The sequence below is a fragment of the Moorena sp. SIO4E2 genome (assembly GCF_010671945.1).
Taxonomy (GTDB): domain Bacteria; phylum Cyanobacteriota; class Cyanobacteriia; order Cyanobacteriales; family Coleofasciculaceae; genus Moorena; species Moorena producens.
On record NZ_JAAHIE010000054.1, the window covers coordinates 1 to 22497 of the forward strand.

Here is a 22497-nt window from a genome sequence, read left to right on the forward strand (position 1 = left end):
CCCTGACCCCTGACCCCTGACCCCTGACCGCTGACCCCTGACCCCTGACCCCTGACCGCTGACCCCTGACCGCTGACCCCTGACCGCTGACCCCTGACCGCTGACCCCTGACCGCTGACCGCTGACCGCTGAATAAAGAATTCCTAAGCCAATCCTAAAATAGATCTAAAAGCTGACCGATAAACTTGAGTTTTGTGGCACGATAACTATCCTGACAAGAACAAATAGCAACAGGATTTAGCCATGACTCTACGATTGGGGGATACCGTACCCGACTTTACTCAGAATTCCAGCGAAGGGGAGATTAATTTGTATGAATGGGCAGGAGATAGCTGGGTGGTGCTGTTTTCTCACCCAGCCGACTACACCCCAGTTTGCACTACCGAGTTAGGTATGGTTGCTAAACTCAAGCCCGAATTTGAGAAGCGCAATGTTAAAGTGCTAGCCTTGAGCGTGGATGATGTTGACTCCCACAAAGGCTGGATTGGAGATATCAACGAAACCCAGACAACAACGGTCAACTACCCGATTTTGGCGGATCCAGATAAAAAGGTGTCTGACCTTTACGATATGATCCACCCCAACGCTGACAATACCCTAACCGTACGCTCTGTTTTCGTCATCGACCCACAGAAGAAATTGCGGTTAGTGTTAACCTACCCTGCTAGCACCGGTCGTAACTTTGACGAAATCCTGCGAGTGATTGACTCCCTACAGTTGACCGATGACTATAAAGTTGCTACTCCCGTTAACTGGACAGACGGGGGTGACTGTGTTATTGTACCCTCCATCAAAGATCCAGAAGAGTTGAAGGAACGGTTTCCCAAAGGATATGAGGAAATTAAGCCCTATCTGCGGATGACACCCCAACCGAACAAGTGAAATAATTATCTAGTCTGAAGGATGAAGGATTAAGGATACTTCATCCTTCATTCTTTAGAATTTAGAATTTAGAATTTAGAATTTAGAATTTAGAATTTGTAATTTAAACTTGATTTAAATGGATATCAAAGCAGGTTTTGTTGATACAGTTGGTAATACACCACTTATTCGCTTAAACAGCTTTAGCGAAGAGACGGGTTGTGAAATTCTAGGGAAAGCCGAGTTTCTCAATCCAGGAGGTTCTGTAAAAGACCGAGCTGCCCTCTATATTATTAAAGATGCAGAAGAAAAAGGCTTACTAAAGCCTGGGGGTACAGTTGTTGAAGGAACCGCTGGCAATACGGGCATTGGTCTAGCCCATATCTGTAATGCTAAGGGATACAAGTGCCTGATTATTATCCCGGAAACTCAATCCCAAGAAAAAATGGATACCCTCAGAACCCTGGGAGCTGAAGTTCGCCCAGTGCCAGCAGTACCCTACAAAGACCCGAATAATTATGTAAAGCTTTCTGGACGCATTGCCCAAGAGATGGATAATGCCATCTGGGCGAATCAGTTTGATAATTTGGCAAACCGACAGGCTCATTATGAAACTACTGGGCCAGAACTGTGGCAGCAAACTGACGGGAAAATTGATGCTTGGGTCTCAGCAACTGGGACAGGTGGAACCTATGCAGGGGTAGCGATGTATTTGAAAGAAAAAAATCCTAACCTTCAATGTGTGGTGGCTGACCCCATGGGCAGTGGTTTATACAGTTATGTCAAGACCGGTGAAATTAAACCGGAAGGTAACTCTATTACAGAAGGTATCGGTAACAGCCGTATTACTGGGAATATGGAAGGGGCTCCCATTGATGATGCCATTCAAATTGATGACCACGAATGTCTCCGGGTAGTTTACCAGCTGCTGAGCCGGGATGGATTATTTATGGGAGGGTCTGTCGGGATTAATGTCGGAGCTGCTGTTGCTCTGGCTAAACAAATGGGACCTGGTCATACAATTGTGACTGTACTTTGTGATGGCGGTGGTCGTTATCAGTCACGGCTATTCAATCAGGAATGGTTGGTATCTAAAGGACTTTCTGTGGGTGATTGCAGCTCTTGAGGAAAAAGGCTGAAGGGTCATTAATCTAGTCATCTTTGTAAGTATTCAGCCAATGGCAACGGGAAACGGGGAACAGGGAGCAGACAGAAATCCTTGACACTTATTACTAACTAATCTTTAAGCTTAACACAAATAAAAACAAATAAAAGTACCCTTTCGAGTACTGTCACAGATGCCAGCAAACTTGGTATTGTAATTGATATAGATCAATATCAAGCCTTGCTCTGTCAGCACCTTGAGCAACCTAGGCACCACGGATGTCCCTAAAAAGACACCTACACACACTGGTGCCAAGGCTTTTCACTTTGGAAAGACACCTCAAGTCAACTGAGCTTTTGGTTATAACTTGAACCATTACTCCTTCGCTCTCTGGGGCCTAGGGGCTGATAGCTGTTTGCAGAAAGTGTAGCATGGGCGTCGCGGGTTAGCTGACCGATCAAACTAGATCAGTGTCACAAATCAAGACTTAATTCTCATTATTTATTAAGAATAATGATGAGGCTTCTTCAAGAAAAACTGAAGTAAGAAGCCTGAACTTCGTATGTTGATTTTTCTAGAGGAAGTACACCAGATGCAAACCCAAGACCTCCTAAAATCCCCTAATCGTCAAAAATTTGATGCAGTAGTTGATTCTAGCTGGAAACAAAAAGAAAACTCTGAGGTATATACATTTATTAAACGCCAACTCAAGTACTTCAATCTTGAACAGGAACTTGATATAGGCCAGATACTTTTTGAGGGCTGTATTCGTGGCGTTAGCAAAATTGAATCTGGACAAGATATTCAAGACCCCTCAGACTGGCTAAAATCTACCTGCTTCTACATAATCCTAGACCATATCCGAATCACTTACGTCTACAGCAGTTCTGACTGGGAGCTAAGCACAGGCAATTGGGAGCAAGCATCCCAAGGGCACGCCATGGGCACCTACAACTAATGTGGCAACTAATGTGGCAACTACTGATGTGGTAATTCCTTGATGATCACAAGGGCTATAGTCATTAGGGTCAGCAAGGACAAATGTAAGTAGCGAGGCATACTAAAACACCGCTATGGAAAGATTTTTTATGCCAATTTGGCAACACAGCTCGGTAACCTCATTGTTTCATGGTTATACCCTTGATGAATTTATTTTACCCTACCTACTTATCAATGTCACAAATCGAGACTTAATCGTCACTAAGTGAGTAATAGTGATGATAAGTTTTATCAAATACAATTGAAAGTCAGGGGCATCATGTGCTTTTATTTTTCCCGAGGAACTACACTAGATGCAACCTAGAAAACCTCCAAAGTCCCCTAATCGTAAACAATTTGATGCCGCTGTTAATTCTCTTTTAAACCAAAGAAATAAATCGGGATTGTTTGCATTTATTGAATTTAGACTAAAGCAGTTCAATCTTGAACACAAATTTGATATCTTTGACATATTTATTGAAAGCTATATTCGCGGAGTTAGCAAAATTGAATCTGGACAACATATTGAAAATCCATCAGCTTGGCTAAGAACAACCTGCTTAAATGTGATTAGAGAGCATTTTGCTAAGAAAGGAAAGCATTGGAAAAAAGAACGTGAATTTAGCTCTATAGAATACCAGATTAGCTCTAATGATGCTTCCGATTATTTATCGGATCAATATGTCAAGGAAATACTGTCAGATATTAGACAACTAGTAAGTCCTCTAGATTTTGATATTTTTGTGTTACGAGTCATGGAGGAATTGTCCTGGATTGAAATTGAAGAACGCCTGAACTTGGCAAGTAATACAGCGTTGCGAAAACGATATCAGCGTATGAGGAAAGTTTTGAGAGATTATTTTTTTGATATCGACAACTCTATGCTCGAAGACTATGGCTTATCCTGAAGTAAGCATATGCGCTACGCGCACGCTACTTGAGGTGCCGTCAGCTGTCAGCCGTCAGCTAAAAGCTCACGGGTGCGCGTTCAGCCGTCAGCTGTCAGCCGTTAGCCGTTAGCCGTCAGCTTATTTTATTAAAAAGCACCTCAAGTAGCACCATCTGTAGCCCATAAGCTGATAGCTGATACGCGACACGCTGATAGCTTAGATTATTCTTAAAGATTTCCAGTGAAACAAGCAAATTGATGACGTAGAGTTTCACTGGTCTTAGGTGATTTCTGGAAAACAAAGATTTCTAAATACTCTTCTAACTTAGCGATTTGGTTTTTATAGGTATCAATATCATTGTCACTCAGCCAGCTAAATTGTTTAGCTATAACTAGATCAGCTTTATCTATCAACAGGTTAAGGATTTGGTCAGCTTCAGCTAGTTCGAGGATCTCAGCCATACGGTTGCTGTCTGACACAGACAAAGTTGGACGCGCTGCCAGTTGGCAATACTCCAGCAATAGTTCCAATCGGCGTAGATTTGATTGGGTTGGGCTTTCTGTTGAGATCGTGTACATAGAAAATCTGTTCATCTCACACTGGTTACTTTGATTGGGCTTCAGTCTTGATTGGGCTTCACTACATTAGTGAGATTTTTGCTGTAATTAGGACAAGAATCCAAGGAATTTTACAAAAGCTTTATATCTCAGAGGTTTTTTGTGAAGCAACCATGAAGCTTGAAGGGTAAAGGTGGAAGGTTTAAGGTTGATCAGGTTGAAGGTTGAAGGTTGAGGTTGATCAGGTTGAATGTTGAAGAGGTTGAATGTTAATCAGGTTGAAGGTTGAATGTTGAAGAGGTTGAAGGTTGAATGTTGACAAGGTTGAAGGTTTAATAACCAGCTAACCTGTAACCAGCTAACCTGTAACCTGTAACCTTCAACCTGATAACCTGATAACCTGATAACCTTCAACCTGATAACCTTCAACCAGATAACCTTCAACCTGATAACCTTCAACCAGATAACCTTCAACCTGATAACCTTCAACCAGATAACCTTCAACCTGATAACCTTCAACCTGATAACCTTCAACCTGATAACCTGTTCCCTATTCCCTGTTCCCTATTCCCTTTGCTATATGACTTAGAATGTCTACCGTAGCTTGCCCAGTTTTTTGCCAACTAAATTCACTGGCTCTAGCAAGACCTGCCATACGAAGATGCGATCGCATTTGAGAATCGGTTGCTACTGCTGCCATAGCTGCTGTGATTTCCTCAGGGTTGTAAGGATTGATTAATATAGCGGCATCTCCAGCTACTTCCGGTAAGGAGGAGAGATTGGCTGTAATTACAGGAGTACCGCAAGCCATTGCCTCTAATACAGGGATACCGAAGCCTTCCCAAAGACTGGGGAATACAAATGCGATCGCATTTCTAATCATGGTCGGTAACTGGTGCTGAGGAACATATCCCAGGAATTTGACCTGACTGGATATATCCAGTTGTTCCGCTTGGGCTTCCAGCAATGGTGTGTAGCGTTTATCCGTTGCGCCAGCAATCCAGAGTTGGTAGTCGTGGCAATTGGCTAGACCAGCGAAAGCCTCAATCAGCCGATGGAGGTTTTTGTGGGGGTCTGGGCGTCCGATGTAGAGAAAATAGGGACAATTTTCCCGGTTTTCCCGATCTTTTTCACCATCTACTGTATCCACATAATTAGGACTTACGAAATTTAGTTGGTTTTGCCCCCCTGCCCCCCAATTCTGGGGGGTAATGATGTCAAAGTCCCCCAGAATTGGGGGATTTAGGGGGCACTTGCGTAAGTCCTGATAATAATAGTGATTGGCATCGTAAGCCAGTAAGATCGGGGTGATTTTTGCGGCTGGAATCTCGAAGAAGTCAGTAAGGTCTCTAGCAGTAGCCCTAGAGTTACAGATGATGTGTTCTGCTTGACCAAGAACTTGGGGGATATAGTAGCGTTGGTAGGTAGTTAAGGGTGAGAAACCCTGGGGAAACCGTAACCCAATCAAATCATGAACCATTACCACATAGCGGCAATTGGTAAAGAGGGGAGCTTCTGGAACTGGAGAAAACAAAAGATGCGTTCGCAATTTTTTATAAATTCGCGGCAGTTGAAACTGAGTCCACAACAGACGGCGAAAATGTCCTTTCGTGCCTTGTTCAGGGCTTAAATTCCCTGGAATTGGGTAGCAAGTGTAGGTAGTAGCACTACAGAAACGGCTAGACGCAGTGGGAGAAATCAGTAGAGTAGGGTCGAGAGGTTTTAAATAAGGAAAAAGATTAGCGGCATAGTTAGCAATACCCGTGGGTTGGGAAAATAGAATCGAGAGATTAACCAACAACTGGCTCATAAGGAAAGAATTAAGAATTAAGAATTAAGAATTAAGAATTAAGAATTAAGAATTAAGTATGAGCTATTTGTAAATGCTATATAAGGCAATAGTAATTATAATTTTAAGGGAATCATCCTCAAAACAAATACTTTACATCATAAGTGCGATCAACGCTATAATTTTTGTTGACTTTTTTAAAAAAATTAACGTTACTTAACCCCTTTCTGTTCCCTACTCTCTACTCCCTACTCCCTATTCCCCTTACAACCAATTACCCACCAGAATAAAAGGTGCCCAAAACAGAGGTTCGTTAAACTTGGTATCCCCAATCAAATCTAGTTGGGCTTTCCTGACCGCTTCTGCTTTCGTAATTTCTGGCTGTTTTAGGTATTAGTAAAACTTGTTGATGAACATAGCAGTGGAGTCATCACGCACTTTCCACAATGTCCCTAAGGTAGAACGCGCTCCCGATTTAATCGCAAAACCCGCTAACCCTAACATGGCTTGATCATCCCCTTTAGCAGTTTGACAAGCACTAAGAACGAGTAAATCAATTTGGTCTTCTCCCAACAATTGTTGACTACGCAGCAGTTGCTCTAATTCTTTGACATTAATTTTATTTTCCCAGGTTAGTATAAAGGTCTCCTCAGCTTTGGAGCTAAACTGACCATGAGTTGCTAAGTGTATCACATTGGAGGTTTTAGTAGTTATTTCCTTAGAGGTTGTCTGAGAAGTCTCATTTGCTACATCCAAGCCCCCGTTGGTCCCCCAATTCTGGGGGACTTTTAGAAGCAAATTGACTCTTGTTCCCCCCAAGCGAGGGATTGCTCGCTTGGGGGGTCAGGGGGGCAAAATTCAGTATCAAAAAACTTGGGAGATATCCTCTTAGACACTCTCTCGCTAGTGAATTCTTGATTGAGCATGACTGAGTCTGGGTTCAAGCTTTTAGCAATTTGCTCAATTTTCTGCTTCACCCCTGGTAAAGCTTTAAAGCCTTGACGAGCTTCACTCAATCCCCCAGCAATTATACTAAATTTCTCTTTTCTTGACACTCCCCGCCCGCTTATGAGCGGGGATTCTTGGCTCTATGACTCGTCGTGGCTCTTTCAAACCGGAGTCAGAAAAAGTAGAGGACAAATCTCCCCAAGCGTTTAGATCCTAGATAATGGTTTCGGTGTGCCCCACCGTACCTTTTTTAGATGAATAGACAGATACTTTTTTATCTAAGTTTTTCATAGACGTTGTAGTCGTTAGACCAAATTACGCAATACGTATCTCATACATATTTTTTACGTTATCTACTTATTTTTAGATAGTATTTATCTAGCTTTTTAGTTTATTGTAAGGGTTTTTATTATAACACGCTCTGTGAAAACTGTCAAGTTTTAGCTGAAAAAGAAGGGAGCATCCCATTTTGGAAACAATATTACCCAAAGCAACGATATTTCAAGGGTTTCAGCCCCCTAAAAAGAGCTAACGTGCCAAATTGGGATGCTCCCAAAAAGAAAGCCGTCTCTAGAAGTTACCGTAAGAGTTAAGAAGCCTTAATTAATAAGTTTTAACCCTTTTGCTCATAGCCTGCTCCCAATAAATGCTTCTTAACTCTGAGGCGCGCGTCTCCTATAAGGACGGGGCGCGATTACCCAATTTTTTCGGTAACGGTTGTGGATCTAGCAGTTGCAACCCTAGAGACACGGAAATATTGTATTTTTCCACTAGATACTGCTCTCCATCGTGTAGGGTGCATCTCAGTTTTGCAATTAGGCAAAACTGAGATTCACCCTCGCACCGCAAGTGAGAGACAGAGCTATAGCAGAAGTCAGAAGTCAGAAGTCAGAAGTTAAACTCAAGCCAAACTGTAGTTTGAGACTTTTGTCATGTCCTAACTGCCCTGGCGACTGCTATAAATGTATATTGTTGAGTTATCAAAAGTTTTATATCAATGAATTAACGTCACTATTTGGAGTCAATCGAAAAACTATATATAACTGGTTAAATAGATGGGAATATCAAAAAATAAGAGGAATATATAATCAAAAAGGTAGGGGCAGAAAACCTAAGTTGAATCAGGAGCAAAAGACATTTCCATAATACTATAGTAAACTTTTGCCTCTTGCCTCTTGCCTCTTGCCTCTTGCCTCTTGCCTTGTCCGTAGCGCTATATTAGATTACTTCGTACCATACAAGCGATCGCCTGCATCCCCAAGTCCTGGAATAATATAGCCATGGTGATCTAATTCTTGATCAATAGCCGCCGTGTAAATCACTACATCTGGATGGTGCTGTTGGAAATAGTCAAGCCCTTGCTGTGCTGCTAATAAGCACAGAAACTTAATTGACTTCGGGCTAACTTCCTTGAGTCGGTCAACAGCAGCAATGGCAGTATTACCTGTAGCTAACATCGGATCAACCACCAACACATCTCGCTGAGTCATATCATCAGGGAGTTTGAAATAATATTCAATGGGCACAAAGGTATGGGGGTCACGATACAAACCGATATGACCAACACGAGACGATGGGATGAGTTCTAGAATGCCATCTAACAGACCCTGTCCGGCTCGCATAATCGAGACAATCACCATCTTCTTTTCTGAAGCCAGCATCGGAGCTAGCATCGGCGCGATTGGTGTATTGATTGGTTCATACTTTAGGGGCAAGTCCCTTGTTACCTCGTATGCCAACAATAACCCAACTTCTTTAAGGAGTTTACGAAATTTGGCTGTACTCGTTCCAGCCTGACGCATCAGGCTTAACTTATGCTGCACAAGGGGATGGTGAATTACTTTGACATTATTGATCATCAGTGATTGATCATCAGTGATTGGTGGCGACCTATTTGACTTTAACAGAATGTGAGACTATTTCAAAAATAAACGGTTGCGTGGATAATTTGTATATGGCTAATTTTTAGATAAAGTGTGATTAGCGCATTAATTATTGCCACATAAATAATGATATAGCATTTCCGGCTGATTTATCATAACACCAAAAAATATTCCTATTTCCTGCTGTTCCCTATTCCCTGTTCCCTATTCCCTTTTTATATCAATCCTATGTTTACATCTCAACTAAAAATTCTATATTATGAATACTAAATTATTGAGTTATCAGCGCCTAACTCACCTGAGCACCGCGTTGGGTATGCTTTTTCTAGGAGCTTGCATGGGAAAACCCAACCTTATAACCCAGCAAAGGTTTGAGGTCAAATTCTTAGTCGGTAGCGCTTTAGGGCAATTCTGCGAGCAAGCAGCGGAGCAATTTAACCAACAACAGCCGAAATTAGCCAATGGTAAGGGGTTCTCTCTCAGCTGCGACACTAAAAGTAGTAGCGATGTGGTAACTAGTCTGACATCCCTGGCGCAACAACTCAAATCCCGTAGCCTTAAGCGTAATGCGCCAGAATTTCCTAGCTTAGTTTCGGTGGATGGGGAAATCCATCATCGTCAGTTAATCGATCAGATCAATCAGATTTTCCCAGGGCGAGATTACATCGGAGAGATTACCGATGCACCATTGTTAGCCCAGAGCCCCATGGTATTTATGACATCGGCAGAATTAGCCGATGGATTACGCCAGCAACCGGATTTGTACAAAGCCTTGGTGAATACCAAAACCCACCAGGAACTGGATCCCAAGAGCCCTCAATTGCCCATTCACCTTGTCCACACTGCTCCTACTGGCTCCAATTCTGGTTTACAAACCTTAGTGGTTCAATTTGCCAGTGTATCTGGTAAACGACCAGAACAATTAACAGTAGCAGATGTGCAGCGTTATCAGACACAGATCCAAGGGATACAAAGTAAAGTGATTCGCTATGGTGTCTCTAGCAGTTCCTTGGCAAAGGACATGGTAAAGAATGGTTCTTTTTGGGCATCGATTGGTTCAGTGTACGAGTCTTCAGTAATTGCTGCAAATTCCCATCAGCAAGCTGGGCAAAGCCGCTATCAGGCAGTGTATCCCCAGGCAACCTTTACCTCCAATATGCGAGCAATTTTACCCAAAGCCCCTTGGGTGAGTAGGCAGGAAAAGGCTGCTGGGCAACAGGTGATTGATTATTTGCGATCGCCCCAAGTCCAAAAAATTGCCACAGAACTTGGTTTAAGGCCAGGTGTACCAGAAGTGCCATTAGGTGCCAAGTTTTCTGCTCAATTTGGTGTTGACTCCAAGGCCAGATACGATTCCCTGAGTTCCCCTCAACCAGAGGTAGTGGCAGCAATGGTCAAGTCCTGGCAGGAATTTGCCAAAAAACCCTCACAAGTGGTGGTGTTGGTAAACTCTTCCGGTTCTATGTCGGGGAATAAATTAGCAGCGGTTCAAAAGACTTTGCGCGCATACATCGAGAGTTTAGGACCAACAGAACAAATTGCCCTGATTGATTTTGATTCCGAGATTCGTCCACCAGTATTGGTAGATAGCACCCCTCAAAAACGCGATCGCGCTATGGCGTTTATTCTTAATCTCAACCCTGACGGGGGTAATCGGTTATATGATGCTGCCCTCGAAGCCCGTAACTGGTTACAAAAGAATTACCAAGAGCGTGCCATTAATGCTGTGGTGATTTTGACCGATGGCGACGATTCTGATTCTAAGCTTCGTCTTGAGCAACTATCTCAAGAACTGGAAAAAAGTGGCTTTTCCAGCGATAATCGAATTGCCTTTTTCACTATTGGTTACGGTAACGAAGGAGAGTTTAATCCTAAAGTACTAGAACAAATTGCTGAATTTAATTGGGGATACTACCGTCAAGGGGATCCATCAACTATTTTGAACTTAATGGCAGATTTAAAACTGGAGTTTTAAAAATTATGAATTATGACAGATTAATTGATAATGAGTCGCTCTAAATTATAGAGCTATCGTTGATCAGCCAATGATTAAACTTAGCTTACCCTGTTTTATCCCATGTCTTTGCTAGTCGGTGGGTAAGCATATGCGCTACAGATGGTGCTACTTGAGGTGCGGTCAGCGGTCAGCGCTCAGTGGTCAGCGGTCAGCGCTCAGTGGTCAGCATTATTCCAATGCGTACCTGTTTTATTCAAAAGCACCTCAAGTAGCGCATTAGCTGAGAGCTCTCAGCTGAATGCTTACGTCGGTGGTGTACTACTCGTAGTTGCTTTCCGGTTTATACCGAGCTACTGTAGTATCCTGATTTAGGGTAAGTGTTGTGCTCAGTTTACCAGCCGCCTTATTCTACCGATATTATCCTCCAAGAATTTATTGCCCATGGTTCCAATCACCCAGATGTTGCCACCGTTTACCAAAGTATTGCTCTCCATCGGTAGCAATAAGCACCAGATAAATCAGGGTAAACCGGATCAACACTCAGCACTCAGCACTCAGCACTCAGCACTCAGCACTCAGGGCACCTGAGATAATTCAAATCCATAAGACCACCAAATTGTACAGCAATAGCAGATAATTGATTCTTGACGACCAATAAATAATTAATAAATGATAAAGACTGCATGGGTGTTTCCCGGACAAGGTTCTCAGGTACCAGGTATGGGAGTAGACTTATTAGACCTGCCCTCTGCAAAGGTTAAGTTTAAGCAAGCTGAGGAAATTTTAGGCTGGTCTGTCCTAGATATTTGTCAAGGGGAGTCCGATCAGTTATCTCAAACCCTCTACACTCAACCTGCCTTATACGTAGTTGAGAGTATCCTGGCTGATCTGCTCATGGAACAAGGGGAACGACCCCATCTACTAGCGGGTCACAGCTTGGGAGAATATGTTGCCCTCTACACTGCCAGGGTATTTAACTTTGAGGCAGGGCTACGCCTAGTCCAACATCGGGCTAAATTGATGGATAGTGCAACTGAAGGCATGATGGTTGCTCTGATTGGCTTCAAACGCCCAGAACTTGAAGAAAAAATCGAGCAGATACAGGATGTTGTTATTGCTAATGATAACAGTCCTGCTCAAGTGGTAATTTCAGGTAAACCAACAGCAGTTCAGGATTTGCTGAGTCAGATTAAAGTCAAACGGGCTGTTCCTCTAAAAGTGTCCGGAGCCTTTCATTCTCCCTTAATGGCTGAAGCAGCGGCTCAGTTCCAGGAACTCTTGCTGTCTGTCCCCTTTACTGACGCCCAGGTACCAGTATTATCGAATGTGGACCCTGTACCCACGGTCGAGGCAGTTACCTTAAAACATCAACTCCAGTCTCAAATTACTGGTTCAGTACGATGGCGAGAAATTTCTCTGAGGCTACCAGTGGAAGGAATTGAGAAAGTAGTGGAAGTCGGACCAGGTAAGGTGCTGACTGGCTTAATTAAACGGATGTGTCCGGAGTTAAGTTTAGAAAACGTTAATAGCATTGCTGATCTGCAGCAATGCTTAGCAGTAGGCTAACTCGAAGCCCTAACCTCGATCTGATTCATGTCTTGGATGGCGGCGCAATCCTATTTGACGCGCCGCTTTGGTGGAATTCGGCCAATAATTACCAAGGTGTAGGGATGGCAAGTGTGGCAAGTGTGGGGCGTGTGGCAAGTGTGGGGCGTGTGGCGAGATTTTTATTAAGGGTAATTATCCGGACATGATGTCAGGAGCGCGATGAAGCGTTCGCGTAGCGTGGCCTACGGCCTCAGCTTCCGCGCTTATGCGATCGCATATCGATCAAATCCAGAACCATTAGGTTTTTTTGAGTTTTTCAAACTTACCTAACATTCTTGATGCAGTCGCTTTTGAAATCATAAAAATATGAGAAAATGCAAAATCACAGAGTAAATAAGTAAGTCAGTTGACCTTCGATGGCTCGAAAAGGTCTCTGGATTGGTGGTCTCTAGACAAAAGATCAACCACTGTTTCCTTATGGCCACTAAACTGACTTGTGCTGAGTTACCCCTGACCAGTCTAACACCTTGACCCAAGGGGTTTCGGTTAGGGGAAATGTCAGCATTCAGCTTTCAGCATTCAGCTTTCAGCTTTCAGGGACCACTGACCACTGACTACTGACGGCACCTCAAGCAGCGTGCGCGTAGCGCATATGCTTACTCAAAAACTTGTACCTTACTAGCTTAAAAAGCGCTATATTTTCTTAACCATATTCCTAAAACAAATCACTTTTATTACCAAAGGAGTTGCCGATGCTTGAAATAATGAGTATTCACAAAGCGGATGAAATCATTCAAATAAAAAAACCAAAAAATGGAATAGTTTATGGCAAAATGGAAATTACTATCAAAATTAACGAGTTACCGACAGCAAAAACTGTTAAAAACGGCTGGCAGGAATTTAGTGTTGATTGTGATGGCACGATTTTTACGATTAAGGTCAAACCTAAAGTTTGGAAAAAAATCACCACTGCTAATCAGATGTATTCCATGTGGGTGGCTGTTATTACTGGCAAACTGGGAGCCAAAATTAACAAAGGGTTTCGGGTAGAGCAACCAGGCATTCAAGTATTTGAGAAAAAACCCAAGGCACCGAAACCAGATAAAGCACAACTACAAGTACAAGCACAGGAACAACTACAAGTACAAGCACAGGAACAGCGACAGGAACAAGTACAAGCCCAATCACAGGAACAACTACAGGAGCAGCTAGCTCAATCACACGAACAGCTAGAAGCCCAATCACAGGAACAACTACAGGAGCAGCTACAGCAACAGCTAGCCCAATCACAGGAACAGCTACAGCAACAGCTAGCTCAATCACACGAACAGCTACAACCACAAGCCTAAGCAAAGACCAAGAATTGGGCGGTGAACTGATTTAATCTGAACAGTTATTATCAAATTTCGTTAATCGTTAATTGAGAATTAATAATTTTAAATTAACGATTAACAATTAACAATTAACAATTAACAATTAACAATTAACCTGGATTCCTGCTCCGGCGGGTCGGTTCGTCAGCCACCAAGCCAGAAAAGGTAATGTTATGCTAGCGTAAATGGCTAATTGTTCATAGAGTTCATTGGTTTACAGGCTTTAGCCATGAGCGATTTCCTATAGGCTATCTCCATATGAGCGATCGCATAACTCATATCCTTCTGATTGATGATGACCCAGTATTCCGATTGGGTCTCACGACTGCCTTGCAAGCCTTCGAGGAGCTGCTAGTTGTAGCTGAGGCTGATACTGGCACAGAAGCCCTATCAAGATTAGCGGCACTAGAGGCGACCAACTCCGTGGATGTGGCAATTTTGGAACTAGCTTTGGGTCCCCCTAATTCAAGTGAAGGGATAGCCTTATCAGGATTGCCACTGTGTCAGCGATTACAGCAGGAGTACCCTAACTTGCCAATCTTACTACTGACCAGGGAATCTAAACCCACCGTGCTAGCAGCAGCTCAAGCATTGGGTGTAAATGGGTACTGCCCCAAAGGAGTAGCGATCGCTACCATTCTTGAAGCCATTGGTCAAATTATTGAGGGTCAATCCTATTGGCAGACACTGTCTAACTTACCTACTATATCCTATAAAGGTGCAGGTTTTGCTCCCTGGTATCAACAGTGGCGTAACTCAGGATTCCAACAATTTGAAGCAGCTTTAGCCCAGGTCAATAGTCAGCTGCAAAATCCTCGTCTTTCCAATTGGGATTGGCTGTTTTGGACTGGACGCCGTCGAGAACTATTGGTAGCCCGTTGGCTGGCGGATCAGCTATTACCTGCTAGCATCATTCTGGTGGAACCGTCACGGGAGAGTTCCTTAGTTCCAATGCCTAAACCGGAAAGCTCACTGACTGTTGCGCCAAGGGCTCAATCCCAGCTTAGCCCTAAGGCACCACTAGTTGATCGAACATTTGAGCGAACATTTGAGCGGACAATGGTAAAACTTCAATCCGGTTTATCCAACCTCTCTGGTGTTCCCCTAGAAATTGACATTCTCCAAGTAGAGAAAAGAGCAGAGTTACTTGGTTTAGTCTTCCAAACCTTTGAAGCACTTGTTGAAGATTTGCGCTTGTCTGAAGTAAAACTGGAACATTTACCTCAGAAGCAACAGCTGATTCTGAAAGATCTGTGGGAAGCATCAATCACAGATTTCTTCGGCAAGTATTATACCTTGTACACGGACAATACACAACTAGAAGTTGTCACTATTTTGCTGGGTAACTATCCCATCGTAAAAAAGGAAATTATTGATAAAATTCCTCTAGTTATTGACTTATTAGCTCATCGGCTATTTGAGAAATCATTAGTAATTGATAATGTCTCCTATCCTGCCCAGACCCCCGAAGCAATTCAACGGTCAGAATTTCTCCTGGACAATTTAATTATCCAAATTGCTAATGGGGTGATTCAACCGTTATTAAATCAATTGGCAGATGTAGAAGTTATTAAGGTAAATTTTTATCATAAAAATCTAATGTCATCCCGGGAAATAGCCCGATTTCGCAATAATCTATCCTGGCGATATCGCCAAGATCAACTATTTGGTGAGCCACAAGCAATTTTCGAGAGTCGATATGATTTATTTATCCTAACTGACACTGGCATTAAACAAACTAGTATCTATGCTCCCCGACGTCGAGAATTAGAAAAGTTGCGAGGTTTTCAGCTAGCTGTGACTTTAGCCTATGAGCTACGGGATGCTCTTTCTCCCCGTCTGCAAGCGGCTGTTACTTGGATTGGTAATGGCGTGGTGTATCTGTTGACCCAAGTCTTTGGTAGAAGTATTGGTCTAGTAGTTCGTGGTGTAATTCAGGGAATTGGTAGTAGCGTCCAAGAGGCCAGGTTTGGGAAAAATCCTGGACGTGGAAAATAGGGGAAGACAGGGAAGAGGGGAAAGTAAAAAAATACCATGACATCCGGCATTGGGACTGATTCAACCCTCCCCACCTAAACAATTTTAGAAAACAATTTTAGAAGCCCCTGCCTTTAGGCATAGGTTTCATGACTCATTCACAGCCACACCATTTTTGCCATTACTCTGAGTATGCTCTACTACTTCCGAGCCTAGAGGATTAGCTTGATGCTGAGATGGTGGCAAAGCGGGTTCTAATATTTCCCAAGCCTCTTTGGCAATGGGCAAATACTGATCGTGAGCTGCTTTGGCTTCAGCAAATTTTGTTAAGGTTTTGGCAAAATTTCTATCCGTTGCCAGTTTCATATGTTCCGGTGTCAGGGGGTCTGGGGAAAATAAGGCTTCGATCACTGGCCGTAATTCCACCGCTTGTTGGTAAGCTTGTTCCAAGTTGACCCTTAAACTTGCTAAAGATGCGATCGCTTTTACTGACTGAATAATCTCTGCTTCCTCACCATCTGTACTACCGGTAGCTAGTGGCTCAACTAAAATCAAATCGTCAGCACTTAAGCCATCGGCAAAGCTATCCTCATTGACCGTAGTGTCTTCTGAGTCTTCCATGCGCCGTTGAATCTCTTGGATAGCTTTGGCTCTGTTTTTAGCATTGTCGGTTCTGCCTGGGACTTCAACGATGAAGCCGAGTTCCTTTAAATCCTTGGTTGTATATTGCACCGTAGCTTTTGACATAATGTTTACCCTAGTTTCGGTATCCGATTAGATTAATCCTACTTAGATTAATAGTACGCCTGATCGAGTTCCCCATGGAACATGGTTACCCCCAAATCAGCTCTCAGCTCTCAGCTCTCAGCTCTCAGCTCTCAGCTCTCAGCTCTCAGCCATTGGCCAACGGCTGACGGCTTACCACTGACCACTGACCACTGACCACTGACCACTGACCACTGACCACTGACCACTGACCGCTGACCGCTGACCACTGACCACTGACTGCTTACCGCTGACCGCTGACAAATGACGGTCTAGCTAAGAATTTTTGCTTACTGAGTATTTATTAACTTTTGTAAAAATGAGTGTTCAAGACCTAGAAAACTGATATATACGTCGTTACACTATGCAAAGTGTGTGTTTATACTGATGCGTGAAAGTATTAACGGTGTGAGGCTTGTGGAACCTAGATGATTCCGATCCAACTAACTCTAAAAAACTTCCTCAGCTACCGCGACGCAACTCTAGACTTTCGGGGTCTTCACACTGCCTGTATTTGTGGTCAGAATGGAGCCGGGAAATCGTCCCTGCTAGAAGCCATTACCTGGGCGATTTGGGGACAAAGCCGTGTTGCTTCGGAAAACGATATCATCCATACTGGGGCGAAGGAAGTCCGAGTTGACTTTATTTTTCAAAATAATCAACAAACCCATCGAATTATTCGGACTCGCCATCGGAAACAGGGGACTTCCCTAGAGTTTCAAGTGGAAACACCAAATGGTTTTAAGTCTTTAACCCAGAAAGGAGTACGAGCAACTCAATTATTAATAATAGCGAATCTGAAGCTAGATTACGATACCTTTATCAACTCCTCTTACCTGCGTCAAGGTCGAGCTGATGAGTTTATGGTCAGGCGTCCCAGTGAACGGAAACAAATTCTGGCAGATTTGCTCAAACTAGACCAATACGAAAAATTGGCAGACCAGGCCAAGGATTTGTCAAAGCAGTTGAAAGGTCAAGTAGAACAGCTAGAGCAAAGTTTGCAGGGTATTAAGGAACAACTGGGAGAACGGGATGCGATCGCACAGGAAACAGCTACCCTGGAAACTGCCTTACACCAGCTGCAACAAGACCAAGACCAAGACGCCCAACAACTCAAAAAACTACAAGCGATCGGACATCAGCGGAATAGCTGGGAACAACAGCTGAACTTTGTTAGGACACAATATCTCAATCTCACTCAAGATTGCGATCGCATACAACAAGACATTGCTACTGCTGTTGCTCAACAACAACAACTTTCTGAACTACTCTCTCAAGACCAACAAATTACTGCTGGTTATGCCGAATACCTCCAGCTACAAGAACTTGAAGAAAGTCTTGCCGCCAAATTACAGACTTATCAGAAAGCGCAACAGCAACGACAACAACTCCAACAGCAGCTCGATCAACAAATTAATCAACTTAATCTGCAAATCCGTGATATCCAAGCTCAACTAGAAGCCTTGGGTACTCAAGAGCAAGAGATTCAAGATACCCTCTCCCGTTCAGGGCAAGTGGCTACAGCCCTCGCACAACTTAAGCAAGTTCGTGAACGGCTCAAGCAGCTAGATAATTTACAACTAGAAGTCTCTCCCTTGTTGCAACGTCGTGGGTCTATCCAAAGCGAACTTGACCGGGTTCAAGCCAGACTCAGTGCCAAATTAGAAGAACTGGTTTCTTCTGAAAAACAGTTATCCCAGCAAGTAGCAACAACACCTCAGCTGAGACAGGCCGCACTGCAGTTAGAGGCTGAACTTGGGGAATTAGAGAAAAAGCGGGTCTACCTGTCTCGGTTACAGGACAAAGGACTAGAACGTCGAGGCTTTCGAGAACGCCTCCACGAAAACCAACGTCGCTATGAAAAATTACTGGGGGAACTGATCCAAAAAATCCAATTGCTGCAAGTTCAGAACGCGGTTTGTCCCTTATGCGAGCAGCCTCTAGATGCAGCCCATTCTGACCGGGTGATTCAGAAAACTACTGCTGAGCACAAGGATGTTCAAGATCAATTCTGGGTAGTACGAGAGCAGCTAACAGTTTGTGAACGAGAACTTCAGGTGTTGCGCCATGAATACTCCCAAATTTCCAAACAACTCTCTCCTTATGAAGAGTTGCTAGAACAACGGGGACAACTAGCAGCACAACTAGAAGCCACTGACGAAGTTTACGACCGACTCTATGAAGTATCAGAGGAAAAGAAAGAACTGCAACAATCCCTTAGTATTCCTGGTTATGGGGTAGAATTACACGAAGAACTCAGGCAACTCGACCTCCGAATCCAACAGCTCAACTACGATGAACAAACCCATGCTCTAGCACGGGGGGAAGTAGACCGCTGGCGCTGGGCTGAAATCCACTCGGCTAAGCTAGAAGAAGCAAGGCGGCGTCAGAAAAAAATTGATGCCCAGAAACCACAGCTGCTTCGAAAGCTGGATACTCTTCAAGCCTCAGTGCATCAGTTACAAACCAATTCCCCGTTGAAGCAGCAATTGGATCAGCTGGATCGATACATAGCTGAGATTGGCTATAACTTGGATGCTCATAATCAGGTTAGAGCCTCGTTGCGTCAAGCCCAATCTTGGCAACTGCCTTATCAGGAATTACAAACTGCCCAAGAGCAACAGCCCCAAGTCGGTCAACGCTTGGCAAGCCTAACTCAAACCCTCCAGAGCAGACGCTCTAATCTCAAGGAGGTTAATACACAAATTGAGGACATTGTCAAGCAAATGGAACAAAGTCCTGATGTCACTAGAGACCTCCAAGCTTTAGAACAGGGGATGAAGCAGCGCCGACAGCAAATGGATAAACAACTATCCCAGCAGGGGCGTCTCCAACAACGGTTGCAGCAACTGGAATCCCTGCAAAGTCAGTATCAACAGCAACTCGAAAAGCTCCAACAACTCCAGCGGCAATATCGGGTGTATCAGGAATTAGCGATCGCATTTGGCAAAAATGGCATCCAGGCTCTAATGATAGAGAATATTTTGCCTCAACTAGAAGCCCAAAGCAATCAAATTTTGGCTAGACTGACTGGGAATCAGTTACACATCCAAATTGTGACCCAAAAGGCCGGGAGTCGGTCTTCTAAGAAAAAAACTAAGCTGATTGATACCTTAGATATTTTAATTGCTGATGCCACTGGTACTCGACCTTATGAAACCTATTCCGGTGGTGAAGCATTTCGGATTAATTTTGCCATTCGTCTGGCATTAGCACAACTGTTGGCCCAACGCTCAGGAACATCGTTGCAAATGTTGATTGTGGATGAGGGGTTTGGCACCCAAGATGCCGAGGGGTGTGAGCGATTGATTGCAGCAATTAATGCGATCGCATCCGATTTTGCTTGTATTCTAACCGTGACTCATATGCCTCAGTTTAAAGAAGCCTTTCAGACCAGGATTGAAGTATCTAAGACATCCCTTGGCTCTCAGTTAAGTTTGACCATGTGATCAATGCTAATATTTGTAGCAAAGGGAGTCGGGAGTAGGGAGTAGGGAGTAGGGAATGTGGTCAGCCGTCAGCCGTCAGCCGTCAGCCGGGAACAGGGAGTAGGGAGTAGGGAATAGGGAATAGGGCATCAAGAATGATAACAATTCCTACACGGATTTATGATTGCTGATCGCTGATAAGCGCGTTTATAAATGAGATGTAAACCTAGAAGTTCTTTGTTTATTGGACAATAAAACTCCGGTTCTCTTTTGCCTTTTGCCTGTTGCCTTTTGCCTAGCGCTATAGCTAATAACTGATTGCTGACGGCTGACGGCTGAACGCGCACGCGTGCGCGTAGCGCATATGCTGATAGCCCTATAAAATCAAATCCATTGCTGTTTTTATGATTTCCTCGCGCTCCACCATTTTAGCAATTTCTTCAGCTTCATAACTTCCTTCAAATGCTTCTAATGAAGCGCGGTCTAGTGCGGATTCATAGGCATCTCTTAAGGTTTCTAATAATTCCTCTTCCGTTAGATAAGTTCCTTTAGCCTTGTGGCGCTTATTAGTACGTTGAATTTGTTTAACAGAATTACGTATTGATACTTCCCAAGATTTAGTCGTCCGTTTTTCAGCAGCTTTTTTAATTAGATGTAACAGCAGAATAATTCCATAGCTAAATAGTTTATTCAGTTTATCCGATTTGCTCATCTCCTCCAATTCTTCAATCAGTTCCAGGGCTTCAGGGATTTTGCCTTCGTAGAGTAATTCCTTGAGAGTCATTAATTCTTCCATTGGCTATTATTCCTCCGCTTTTCAATTTCCCCGTCGCGACTAATACTGAAATAACCAAAGATATAGCAATCGAAGTAAAGCTTAAGACATATTTCTGCTTCCTACTCCCTGCTCCCTAATCCCGACTCCCTACTCCCTGTAACCCATTACCCATGACCAAAAGAACCGTAAAATTGCCCAATGTTCCCAATTAGGCTATTCAACTAATTCCGCAATTATACGGTTATCCTAATCCTCAAATAGCTTTTACTATAGTAATATCAAAACCGAAATCTCGGCACTATAGAGGCCGTTTTATATACGAGCTAGTTTCGGATATTGTGTTGACTAACGTTAGAAAGACGGTAGGACAATAACTAGTCCAACGGGAATAAGCTATCAGGGCATCTACACATAGGGTTGCAAATAGGTTGTTGTAAACTAAGAAGCTGATTTAACTGTTGGCTGTAAACTGTTGACGACTTACTGACAACAGTTTACCACAGGCTAAGAGTACAAATGACGCTAATTGGATTATAGCACCTCTAATCAGGGTTGCATCTACTTTTTTTCTGGTTTATTATTACTTAGTTTAGAGTTTATTCCGGAGAACCTTTATAAATTCTTGCTTGCTGCTGAGGTGTTATCCATGCTCCTCTTGAAAACTGGGTTTGAGGGGGTAAAAACTGCTTTTGCAGTGGACTATATTCCAGAACCTCTCCCGTTTCTATCTTATAGACCCAGCCATGAAGCCGAATTTCCTCACTTCTGAGTCGAGATTGAATAACTGGGTAAGTACGTAAATTTTGTAGTTGGTTAAGGACGTTTTCCTCCACCGCCCCATTCAGGAGTTCATCACCTTCATAGTCTTGATAGTGTTCTTTGATAATCCGGCGAGTGGCTTCGGCATGCTTGAGCCATTGGTAAACGGCTGGCATGTCCTCTTCTAGCTTGTCGATTTTCAGTAAACCTTTCATCGCTCCACAGCGATAGTGACCGCATACGACAATTTCATTAATGCCTAAGGCATAAATAGCATACTCTACTGCTGCTGGTTCACCCCCATTACTTGCTCCATAAGGCGGTATGATATTCCCGGCATTGCGGATGATGAACATTTCACCAGGCTCAGTTTGAGTAATCAGACTCGGGTCAATGCGAGAATCTGAACAGGTGATGAATAGTACTCTGGGATGCTGCCCGTGAGACAGTAACTCAAATAGGTCTCGGTGGGTCTCGAAGTAATTGGTCTGGAATTGATGCAGACCTTGAATCAACTGCTTCATTTCAGGCTTACAGCTAGATGCTCTATAATTGGGATCTTCAATAATTTTATAGGCAATAGCGGTCTTAAATGACTTTTAGGTTTGTATTTCGGTAAGCATTCAGCATTCAGCATTCAGCATTCAGCTATCAGCATTCAGCTATCAGCATTCAGCTATCAGTTATCAGCTATCAGCTATCAGCTTATGCGCGTAGCGCATAGGCTTACCAGGTAAGTATTGGTTTAATCTCTGTTAGGTCTGCTGACCGCTGACCGCTGACCGCTGAATGCTGACCGCTGACCGCTGACCGCTGAATGCTGACCGCTGACCGCTGACCGCTGAATGCTGACCGCTGACCGCTGACCGCTGAATGCTGACCGCTGACCGCTGACCGCTGA

19 protein-coding genes and 2 pseudogenes are annotated in these 22497 nt (G+C 43.5%); 13 read left to right on the forward strand and 8 right to left on the reverse strand.

Going from position 1 to position 22497, the window contains the following annotated elements; translation table 11 throughout:
• Positions 1-243: 243 nt before the first annotated feature.
• The 5 genes from F6K37_RS08930 to F6K37_RS08950 all read left to right on the forward strand — a co-directional run bounded on the left by F6K37_RS08930 (position 244) and on the right by F6K37_RS08950 (position 3964).
• Positions 244-882, forward strand: a complete 639-nt coding sequence (locus F6K37_RS08930) for a peroxiredoxin (protein ID WP_008178020.1) — start codon at positions 244-246, stop codon at positions 880-882.
• Between the two features lie 118 nt (positions 883-1000).
• Positions 1001-1987, forward strand: a complete 987-nt coding sequence (locus tag F6K37_RS08935; protein WP_008178022.1) for a cysteine synthase A — start codon at positions 1001-1003, stop codon at positions 1985-1987.
• A 541-nt stretch (positions 1988-2528) separates the two neighbouring features.
• A complete protein-coding gene (locus F6K37_RS08940; RefSeq protein ID WP_008178024.1) occupies positions 2529-2924 on the forward strand; it encodes a hypothetical protein in 396 nt (131 codons plus the stop codon).
• Positions 2925-3258: 334 nt separating this feature from the next.
• Positions 3259-3852, forward strand: coding sequence for an RNA polymerase sigma factor (locus F6K37_RS08945; protein ID WP_008178027.1), 594 nt, complete (start codon positions 3259-3261; stop codon positions 3850-3852).
• Positions 3839-3964 (forward strand): hypothetical protein, encoded by a 126-nt coding sequence (locus F6K37_RS08950; protein WP_287249629.1) that lies wholly within the window; start codon positions 3839-3841, stop codon positions 3962-3964. The genes F6K37_RS08945 and F6K37_RS08950 overlap by 14 nt, the downstream gene beginning before the upstream one ends.
• Before the next feature lie 97 nt (positions 3965-4061).
• On the opposite strand, the gene F6K37_RS08955 is transcribed toward F6K37_RS08950, so the two are convergent.
• The 4 genes and pseudogenes from F6K37_RS08955 to F6K37_RS08970 form a co-directional block, all read right to left on the reverse strand.
• A complete protein-coding gene (locus F6K37_RS08955) occupies positions 4062-4412 on the reverse strand; it encodes a hypothetical protein (protein ID WP_287249631.1) in 351 nt (116 codons plus the stop codon).
• A 529-nt stretch (positions 4413-4941) separates the two neighbouring features.
• Positions 4942-6201: a glycosyltransferase family 4 protein gene (locus F6K37_RS08960; protein WP_008178032.1), complete on the reverse strand. Its 1260-nt coding sequence runs from the start codon at positions 6199-6201 to the stop codon at positions 4942-4944.
• 243 nt (positions 6202-6444) lie between these two features.
• Positions 6445-6873: pseudogene (locus F6K37_RS08965) on the reverse strand (CHAT domain-containing protein).
• A 95-nt stretch (positions 6874-6968) separates the two neighbouring features.
• Positions 6969-7235: a hypothetical protein gene (locus F6K37_RS08970; protein WP_008178035.1), complete on the reverse strand. Its 267-nt coding sequence runs from the start codon at positions 7233-7235 to the stop codon at positions 6969-6971.
• 853 nt (positions 7236-8088) lie between these two features.
• Between F6K37_RS08970 and F6K37_RS08975 the strand changes: the two are divergent.
• Positions 8089-8259, forward strand: a pseudogene (locus F6K37_RS08975) (helix-turn-helix domain-containing protein); the annotation flags it as partial.
• Between the two features lie 92 nt (positions 8260-8351).
• On the opposite strand, the gene upp reads toward F6K37_RS08975, so the two are convergent.
• Positions 8352-8987: a uracil phosphoribosyltransferase gene (upp, locus tag F6K37_RS08980; RefSeq protein ID WP_008178037.1), complete on the reverse strand. Its 636-nt coding sequence runs from the start codon at positions 8985-8987 to the stop codon at positions 8352-8354.
• A 283-nt stretch (positions 8988-9270) separates the two neighbouring features.
• Between upp and F6K37_RS08985 the strand changes: the two genes are divergently transcribed.
• The 6 genes from F6K37_RS08985 to F6K37_RS09010 all read left to right on the forward strand — a co-directional run bounded on the left by F6K37_RS08985 (position 9271) and on the right by F6K37_RS09010 (position 15887).
• Complete coding sequence (locus tag F6K37_RS08985) at positions 9271-10986, forward strand: VWA domain-containing protein (RefSeq protein ID WP_008178039.1); 1716 nt, start codon at positions 9271-9273, stop codon at positions 10984-10986.
• 141 nt (positions 10987-11127) lie between these two features.
• Complete coding sequence (locus F6K37_RS08990; RefSeq protein ID WP_131827278.1) at positions 11128-11340, forward strand: hypothetical protein; 213 nt, start codon at positions 11128-11130, stop codon at positions 11338-11340.
• A 297-nt stretch (positions 11341-11637) separates the two neighbouring features.
• Positions 11638-12534, forward strand: a complete 897-nt coding sequence (gene fabD / locus F6K37_RS08995) for an ACP S-malonyltransferase (protein WP_287249634.1) — start codon at positions 11638-11640, stop codon at positions 12532-12534.
• Positions 12516-12722 (forward strand): hypothetical protein, encoded by a 207-nt coding sequence (locus F6K37_RS09000; RefSeq protein WP_154659640.1) that lies wholly within the window; start codon positions 12516-12518, stop codon positions 12720-12722. Before fabD ends, F6K37_RS09000 begins: the two co-directional genes overlap by 19 nt.
• Positions 12723-13268: 546 nt before the next feature.
• Positions 13269-13865, forward strand: a complete 597-nt coding sequence (locus F6K37_RS09005; protein ID WP_193374684.1) for a hypothetical protein — start codon at positions 13269-13271, stop codon at positions 13863-13865.
• Positions 13866-14147: 282 nt separating this feature from the next.
• Complete coding sequence (locus tag F6K37_RS09010) at positions 14148-15887, forward strand: DUF3685 domain-containing protein (RefSeq protein ID WP_008178046.1); 1740 nt, start codon at positions 14148-14150, stop codon at positions 15885-15887.
• A 126-nt stretch (positions 15888-16013) separates the two neighbouring features.
• On the opposite strand, the gene F6K37_RS09015 is transcribed toward F6K37_RS09010, so the two are convergent.
• A complete protein-coding gene (locus tag F6K37_RS09015) occupies positions 16014-16613 on the reverse strand; it encodes a hypothetical protein (protein WP_008178048.1) in 600 nt (199 codons plus the stop codon).
• A gap of 446 nt (positions 16614-17059) precedes the next feature.
• Here F6K37_RS09015 and sbcC point away from each other — a divergent pair, with 446 nt between their 5' ends.
• The gene (gene sbcC / locus F6K37_RS09020; RefSeq protein ID WP_287249636.1) at positions 17060-20080 is read left to right on the forward strand and encodes an exonuclease subunit SbcC; all 3021 of its coding nucleotides are present in this window, start codon (positions 17060-17062) and stop codon (positions 20078-20080) included.
• A gap of 355 nt (positions 20081-20435) precedes the next feature.
• Here the strand turns inward: sbcC and F6K37_RS09025 are convergent, their stop codons facing one another.
• Positions 20436-20855 (reverse strand): DUF29 family protein, encoded by a 420-nt coding sequence (locus F6K37_RS09025; protein WP_287249637.1) that lies wholly within the window; start codon positions 20853-20855, stop codon positions 20436-20438.
• 578 nt (positions 20856-21433) lie between these two features.
• Positions 21434-22120, reverse strand: coding sequence for a carbonic anhydrase (locus F6K37_RS09030; protein ID WP_008178055.1), 687 nt, complete (start codon positions 22118-22120; stop codon positions 21434-21436).
• Positions 22121-22497: the final 377 nt, after the last annotated feature.

Bases quoted from the DNA above. Each gene is read 5' to 3' on its own strand.
- F6K37_RS09025 (WP_287249637.1), bottom strand. From the start codon at position 20,855: ATGGAAGAATTAATGACTCTCAAGGAATTACTCTACGAAGGCAAAATC.
- F6K37_RS09000 (WP_154659640.1), top strand. From the start codon at position 12,516: ATGCTTAGCAGTAGGCTAACTCGAAGCCCTAACCTCGATCTGATTCAT.
- F6K37_RS09015 (WP_008178048.1), bottom strand. From the start codon at position 16,613: ATGTCAAAAGCTACGGTGCAATATACAACCAAGGATTTAAAGGAACTC.
- F6K37_RS08940 (WP_008178024.1), top strand. From the start codon at position 2,529: ATGTTGATTTTTCTAGAGGAAGTACACCAGATGCAAACCCAAGACCTC.
- F6K37_RS08960 (WP_008178032.1), bottom strand. From the start codon at position 6,201: ATGAGCCAGTTGTTGGTTAATCTCTCGATTCTATTTTCCCAACCCACG.
- F6K37_RS09005 (WP_193374684.1), top strand. From the start codon at position 13,269: ATGCTTGAAATAATGAGTATTCACAAAGCGGATGAAATCATTCAAATA.
- fabD (WP_287249634.1), top strand. From the start codon at position 11,638: ATGATAAAGACTGCATGGGTGTTTCCCGGACAAGGTTCTCAGGTACCA.
- F6K37_RS08950 (WP_287249629.1), top strand. From the start codon at position 3,839: ATGGCTTATCCTGAAGTAAGCATATGCGCTACGCGCACGCTACTTGAG.
- upp (WP_008178037.1), bottom strand. From the start codon at position 8,987: ATGATCAATAATGTCAAAGTAATTCACCATCCCCTTGTGCAGCATAAG.
- F6K37_RS08985 (WP_008178039.1), top strand. From the start codon at position 9,271: ATGAATACTAAATTATTGAGTTATCAGCGCCTAACTCACCTGAGCACC.
- F6K37_RS09010 (WP_008178046.1), top strand. From the start codon at position 14,148: ATGAGCGATCGCATAACTCATATCCTTCTGATTGATGATGACCCAGTA.
- F6K37_RS09030 (WP_008178055.1), bottom strand. From the start codon at position 22,120: ATGAAGCAGTTGATTCAAGGTCTGCATCAATTCCAGACCAATTACTTC.
- F6K37_RS08930 (WP_008178020.1), top strand. From the start codon at position 244: ATGACTCTACGATTGGGGGATACCGTACCCGACTTTACTCAGAATTCC.
- F6K37_RS08945 (WP_008178027.1), top strand. From the start codon at position 3,259: ATGCAACCTAGAAAACCTCCAAAGTCCCCTAATCGTAAACAATTTGAT.
- sbcC (WP_287249636.1), top strand. From the start codon at position 17,060: ATGATTCCGATCCAACTAACTCTAAAAAACTTCCTCAGCTACCGCGAC.
- F6K37_RS08955 (WP_287249631.1), bottom strand. From the start codon at position 4,412: ATGTACACGATCTCAACAGAAAGCCCAACCCAATCAAATCTACGCCGA.
- F6K37_RS08935 (WP_008178022.1), top strand. From the start codon at position 1,001: ATGGATATCAAAGCAGGTTTTGTTGATACAGTTGGTAATACACCACTT.
- F6K37_RS08990 (WP_131827278.1), top strand. From the start codon at position 11,128: ATGGTGCTACTTGAGGTGCGGTCAGCGGTCAGCGCTCAGTGGTCAGCG.